The following is a 6,201-nucleotide window of genomic DNA, read 5'->3' on the forward strand; positions in this document are numbered from 1 at the left end:
TGCAATGACCGACGCCCTGCGCCTGATCCTCGAAGACCACGACGGCACCCAGTTGGAAACCTCCTGCACCCGCTTTGCCGTGGTCTGGCAAGGCAAGGAAGTGTGGATCCAGCAGGATGGCCGTGGCCAACTGCTGATCGGTGTGGATGTCGAGGAAGGCGACACCGAGTACGCCAACCTGCTGCTGCGCCCGATGGCCACCAACCTGGTCAGCCTGCAGTTGGAGATGGAACCGGCCGAGGTCGGCGAAGACGACGATCACGTCCACGGTCCGGATTGCGGCCACCACCACTAAGGAAGCGCCTATGCTCGCCCTTGGAAAACTGCTTGAGCTGACCCTCACCGATCACGAACCGGCCGAGAAGACCCAAGTGACACCCAAGGGCGTGCGTTTACGCTGGCTGGGCGAGGGCGCGCTCGAAGTGCGGCCTCCGGAAGCCCTCGATTGTGGTCTGGACCTGCTGTTGTCGGCGGGTATCCACGGCAACGAGACCGCGCCCATCGAGCTGCTCGAGCGGCTGCTGCATGGCGTGGCCAATGGCAAGATCAAGCCGCGTGCGCGGTTGCTGTTCCTGTTCGGCAACCCGGCGGCCATCCGCAAGGGCGAGCGCTTCGTCGAGCAGGACATCAACCGCCTGTTCAATGGCCGCCACGAGCTGTCCAGTGGTTTCGAGGCGTTGCGCGCCGCCGAGCTGGAGCAATTTGCCCGGGTCTTCTTCAGCAAGCCCGAGCGCACCCGCCTGCACTACGACCTGCATACCGCCATCCGTGGCTCGAAGATCGAGCAGTTCGCCCTGTATCCCTATAAAGAGGGGCGCACGCACTCCCGTCGCCAACTCGCCCGCCTGGCGGCGGCCGGCATGGAGGCGGTGCTGCTGCAGAGCAAGTCATCGATCACCTTCAGTGCCTTCACCTACGAACAGCTCGACGCCGAGGCGTTCACCCTGGAGCTGGGCAAGGCGCGGCCGTTCGGGCAGAACGAGCAGGTCAACCTCGACAAGCTTGAAGAGCGGCTGATCCAGATCATCGAGGGTACCGAGCCCGAGGACGAGGGTTCGCTGGACGGTCTCAAGCTGTTCAGCGTCGCCCGGGAGATCATCAAGCACAGCGACAGCTTCCACCTGCACCTGCCGGCGGACATCGAGAACTTTTCCGAGCTGAGCAAGGGCTACCTGCTGGCCGAGGACCTGGCCGAAATGCGCTGGGTGGTCGAGGAGGAGGGGGCGAGGATCATCTTTCCCAACCCCAAGGTCAAGAATGGCCTGCGAGCGGGGATCCTGATCGTGCCGGATTCGGGGCAGCGCCTGGGCTGAACCGCTGCGGCCTTGGATGAAAACCTTTTAATTCACCGTCTGTTCCATTTTCCCTTCCCTTGGGCGGTAATTGGCTTGCCAGTGGCGAAACCCAGGCTTTAGCATCCGCTCATGTCGTTTTCGCTTGCATCAGCCCGAAAAACCGTGCAATCGACACCTTCTATCGCATAAACACACTGCACCGAGATTGCAGGACCGATATAATGCGGCCCTTTGCCGTCGTTTCGTCGACGTGTTTGCCCCGCAGGGCCGCCGTTTCCGTGGAAGAACCTATGAAAAGCGCAGAAATCCGTGAAGCCTTCCTTCGCTTCTTCGAAGAGCAGGGCCATACCCGAGTCGCCTCCAGTTCGCTGATTCCGAACAACGACCCGACCCTGTTGTTCACCAACGCCGGCATGAACCAGTTCAAGGACTGCTTCCTGGGTGCCGAGAAGCGTGCCTACACCCGTGCTGTCAGCAGCCAGAAGTGCGTGCGCGCCGGCGGCAAGCACAACGACCTGGAAAACGTCGGCTACACCGCGCGCCACCATACCTTCTTCGAGATGCTGGGCAACTTCAGCTTCGGCGACTATTTCAAGCGCGACGCGATCACCTTCGCCTGGACCTTCCTGACCTCCGACAAATGGCTGAACCTGCCCAAGGAAAAGCTCTGGGTCACGGTCTATGCCAGCGACGACGAAGCCTACGACATCTGGACCAAGGAAGTCGGCGTGCCGGCCGAGCGCATGGTGCGCATCGGCGACAACAAGGGCGCCGCGTACGCTTCCGACAACTTCTGGACCATGGGCGACACCGGCCCGTGCGGCCCGTGCACCGAGATCTTCTACGACCACGGCGCGGACATCTGGGGTGGCCCGCCCGGCTCGCCTGAAGAAGACGGCGACCGCTACATCGAGATCTGGAACAACGTCTTCATGCAGTTCAACCGCACCGCCGATGGCGTCCTGCACCCGCTGCCAGCGCCGTCGGTGGACACCGGCATGGGCCTGGAGCGCATCAGTGCGGTGATGCAGCACGTGCACTCGAACTACGAGATCGACCTGTTCCAGAACCTGCTGGCCGCCGCAGCCAAGGCCATTGGCTGCAGCAACGACGAGCAGGCATCGCTGAAGGTCGTCGCCGACCACATCCGTTCCTGCGGTTTCCTGATCGCCGACGGCGTGCTGCCGTCCAACGAAGGCCGTGGCTACGTGCTGCGCCGCATCATTCGCCGCGCTTGCCGCCACGGCAACAAGCTGGGCGCCAAGGGCAGCTTCTTCTACCAGATCGTCGCGGCCCTGGTGGCCGAGATGGGCGAAGCCTTCCCTGAGCTCAAGAGCCAGCAGGCGCACATCGAGCGTGTGCTCAAGGCTGAGGAAGAGCAGTTCGCCAAGACCCTCGAGCAGGGCCTGCGCATCCTCGAGCAGGACCTGGCCCAGCTCAAGAGCAGCGTGGTACCGGGCGACGTGGTGTTCAAGCTGTACGACACCTACGGCTTCCCCATGGACCTGACCGCCGACATCGCCCGTGAGCGCGAGCTGACCATCGACGAAGCCGGCTTCGAGCGCGAGATGGACGCCCAGCGTGAGCGTGCCCGTTCTGCCAGCGCTTTCGGCATGGACTACAACAGCCTGGTCAAGGTCGACACCGCCACTGACTTTCTCGGCTACGAAGCCACCGAAGGCCAGGGCAAGGTCATCGCCCTGTACAAGGACGGCCAGTCGGTCGACCAGCTGGGTGAAGGCGAGGAGGGCGTCGTGGTCCTCGATCGCACCCCGTTCTATGCCGAGTCCGGCGGCCAGGTCGGCGACAGCGGCTACCTGCAGGCCGGCGCCGTGCGCTTCGACGTGCGCGACACCACCAAGACCGGTGGTGCCTTCCTGCACCACGGCGTGGTCGCCAGTGGCGCGCTGCTGATCGGCGCGCCGGTCGAGGCCAAGGTCGATGCCGAAGTCCAGCACGCCACCTCGTTGAACCACTCTGCCACCCACCTGCTGCACGAAGCGCTGCGTCGGGTGCTGGGCGAGCACGTGCAGCAGAAGGGCTCGTTGGTCGACAGCCAGCGCCTGCGTTTCGACTTCAGCCACTTCGAGGCAGTGACGCCAGCGCAGATCAAGGCCCTGGAAGAAATCGTCAACAGCGAAGTGCGCAAGAACACCCCGGTGCAAACCGAGCTGACCGATATCGAAACCGCCAAGGCCAAGGGCGCCATGGCCCTGTTCGGCGAGAAGTACGGCGACACCGTACGCGTGCTGAGCATGGGCGGTGACTTCTCGGTCGAGCTGTGCGGCGGTATCCACGCCAAGCGCACCGGCGATATCAGCCTGTTCAAGATCATCAGCGAAGGCGGCGTAGCCTCGGGCGTACGCCGTATCGAAGCGGTGACCGGCGCCGCCGCGCTGGCCTACCTGAACGCTGCCGAAGAGCAGGTCAAGGAAGCCGCGCAGCTGGTCAAGGGCAACCGCGACAACCTGATCGACAAGCTGTCGGCTGTGCTCGAGCGCAACCGTCAGCTGGAAAAGCAGCTGGAGCAGCTGCAGGCCAAGGCCGCCAGCGCCGCCGGGGATGATCTCTCCAACGCGGCCGTTGAGGTCAAGGGCGCCAAGGTGCTTGCCGCTCGCCTGGATGGGCAGGACGGCAAGGCCCTGCTGGCCCTGGTCGATCAGTTGAAGAACAAGCTCGGCCACGCAGTGATCCTGCTCGGCAGCGAGTACGAGGGCAAGGTCGTGCTGGTGGCCGGCGTGACCAAGGACCTCTCCAGCCAACTCAAGGCTGGCGACCTGATGAAACAAGCCGCTGCGGCGGTGGGTGGCAAGGGCGGTGGCCGTCCGGACATGGCCCAGGGCGGTGGCGTCGACGTCGCCGCGCTGGACAATGCCCTGGCGCTGGCCGTGCCATTCGCAGAGCAGGGACTTTGAGATGAGGGGGCGGTGGTCTAGTCGCCGCCCCTTCATGTTGGATGGTTTTTTTGGGGCCCTGTAAGGGCTGAGGCACCATTGAAATGGCGTTGATCGTACAGAAATTTGGCGGCACCTCTGTCGGTTCCATCGAGCGGATCGAGCAGGTAGCCGAAAAGGTCAAGAAGCACCGTGAAGCGGGCGACGACCTGGTGATCGTGCTGTCGGCCATGAGCGGTGAAACCAATCGCCTGATCGACCTGGCCAAGCAGGTTACCGATCAGCTGGTTCCACGCGAGCTGGACGTGATCGTGTCGACCGGTGAGCAGGTCACCATTGCCCTGCTGACCATGGCCTTGATCAAGCGCGGTGTGCCAGCGGTGTCCTACACCGGCAACCAGGTGCGCATCCTCACCGACAGCGCGCACAATAAAGCGCGCATCCTGCAGATCGACGACCAGAAGATCCGCGCCGACCTCAAGGAAGGTCGCGTGGTCGTGGTAGCCGGTTTCCAGGGTGTCGACGAGCACGGCAACATCACCACCCTGGGCCGTGGCGGCTCCGACACCACGGGCGTTGCTCTGGCGGCGGCGCTCAAGGCCGACGAGTGCCAGATCTACACCGACGTCGATGGCGTCTACACCACCGACCCGCGTGTCGTGCCGCAGGCGCGCCGCCTGGAGAAGATCACCTTCGAAGAAATGCTGGAAATGGCCAGCCTCGGTTCCAAGGTGCTGCAGATCCGTTCGGTCGAGTTCGCCGGCAAGTACAACGTTCCGCTGCGCGTGCTGCACAGCTTCAAGGAGGGTCCAGGTACCCTCATTACCATTGATGAAGAGGAATCCATGGAACAGCCGATCATTTCCGGTATCGCCTTCAACCGTGATGAGGCCAAGCTGACCATTCGTGGCGTGCCGGACACCCCGGGCGTTGCGTTCAAGATCCTCGGCCCGATCAGCGCTTCGAACATCGAAGTGGACATGATCGTGCAGAACGTCGCGCACGATAACACCACCGACTTCACCTTCACCGTACACCGCAACGAGTACGAGAAGGCCTACGCCGTGCTGGAAAACACCGCCCGCGAAATCGGCGCGCGTGAAGTGAGCGGCGACACCAAGATCGCCAAGGTCTCGATCGTTGGCGTTGGCATGCGCTCCCACGCAGGCGTGGCCAGCCGCATGTTCGAAGCCCTGGCCAAGGAGAGCATCAACATCCAGATGATCTCCACCTCCGAGATCAAGGTCTCGGTGGTGATCGAGGAGAAGTACCTGGAGCTGGCGGTGCGCGCCCTGCACACCGCCTTCGAGCTCGACGCACCTGCTCGACAGAGCGAGTAAGTCGCTGCCAGGAGGGCGCGGCTTAGCCGCGCCCTTCGCGTTTCTGGCTGTCACGCGGGCCCTGTCCTGCCTTGCGTGATGGCCCTGGGGCCTGAGTCGTCGTCCACGACCAGGCCCCGTTACCTACAGACTGTGGTCCCTGAATGTTTTGCGTAAGGAGAAAGCTATGTTGATTCTGACTCGTCGGTGCGCCGAGAGCCTGATCATTGGGGATGGCGAGATCACCGTGACGGTGCTCGGCGTCAAAGGCAACCAGGTGCGTATCGGCGTCAGCGCGCCCAAGGAAGTGGCCGTTCACCGCGAGGAAATCTACCTGCGGATCAAGAAAGAGAAGGACGAAGAGCCAAGCCTTTAATTTTTTTGAAGTTTTTTTAAAAAAAAGGGTTGCAAACGAGGGGAGCTGTGTTTAATATTCGCCTCGTGTTGCGGTGAGGTGGCCGAGTGGCCGAAGGCGCTCCCCTGCTAAGGGAGTATACCTCATAAGGGTATCGGGGGTTCGAATCCCCCCTTCACCGCCATTATTCGCGTAGGGCGCTGTAACCAGTAAGAACGCTAAGTAGTTGATTTTAAACGAAAAAGTTCTTGCAAAAATGTTTCAGCGGTCTACAATGCGCAGCAAGACACGGACTCATAGCTCAGCTGGATAGAGTACTCGGCTACGAACCGAGCGGT

General features: G+C 62.4%; 5 protein-coding genes and 1 tRNA gene. All 6 read left to right on the forward strand.

Annotated features, from left to right (window positions below; translation table 11 throughout):
• The first annotated feature begins 4 nt into the window (after positions 1 to 4).
• The 6 genes from IAE37_RS13610 (at position 5) to IAE37_RS13635 (ending at position 6,047) form a co-directional block, all read left to right on the forward strand.
• Complete coding sequence (locus tag IAE37_RS13610; RefSeq protein ID WP_201174409.1) at positions 5 to 295, forward strand: topoisomerase II; 291 nt, start codon at positions 5 to 7, stop codon at positions 293 to 295.
• 10 nt (positions 296 to 305) lie between these two features.
• Positions 306 to 1,313 (forward strand): succinylglutamate desuccinylase, encoded by a 1,008-nt coding sequence (gene astE, locus IAE37_RS13615; RefSeq protein WP_201174410.1) that lies wholly within the window; start codon positions 306 to 308, stop codon positions 1,311 to 1,313.
• A gap of 272 nt (positions 1,314 to 1,585) precedes the next feature.
• The gene (alaS, locus tag IAE37_RS13620) at positions 1,586 to 4,210 is read left to right on the forward strand and encodes an alanine--tRNA ligase (protein ID WP_201174411.1); all 2,625 of its coding nucleotides are present in this window, start codon (positions 1,586 to 1,588) and stop codon (positions 4,208 to 4,210) included.
• Positions 4,211 to 4,293: 83 nt separating this feature from the next.
• Positions 4,294 to 5,529, forward strand: coding sequence for an aspartate kinase (locus IAE37_RS13625; RefSeq protein ID WP_201174412.1), 1,236 nt, complete (start codon positions 4,294 to 4,296; stop codon positions 5,527 to 5,529).
• A gap of 166 nt (positions 5,530 to 5,695) precedes the next feature.
• The gene (csrA, locus tag IAE37_RS13630; protein ID WP_003254503.1) at positions 5,696 to 5,884 is read left to right on the forward strand and encodes a carbon storage regulator CsrA; all 189 of its coding nucleotides are present in this window, start codon (positions 5,696 to 5,698) and stop codon (positions 5,882 to 5,884) included.
• A 72-nt stretch (positions 5,885 to 5,956) separates the two neighbouring features.
• Positions 5,957 to 6,047: transfer RNA gene (locus IAE37_RS13635), tRNA-Ser, on the forward strand.
• The last annotated feature ends 154 nt before the right edge of the window (positions 6,048 to 6,201 follow it).

This window comes from Pseudomonas sp. S31, assembly GCF_016648105.1.
In the GTDB taxonomy this organism is placed as follows: Bacteria; Pseudomonadota; Gammaproteobacteria; order Pseudomonadales; family Pseudomonadaceae; genus Aquipseudomonas.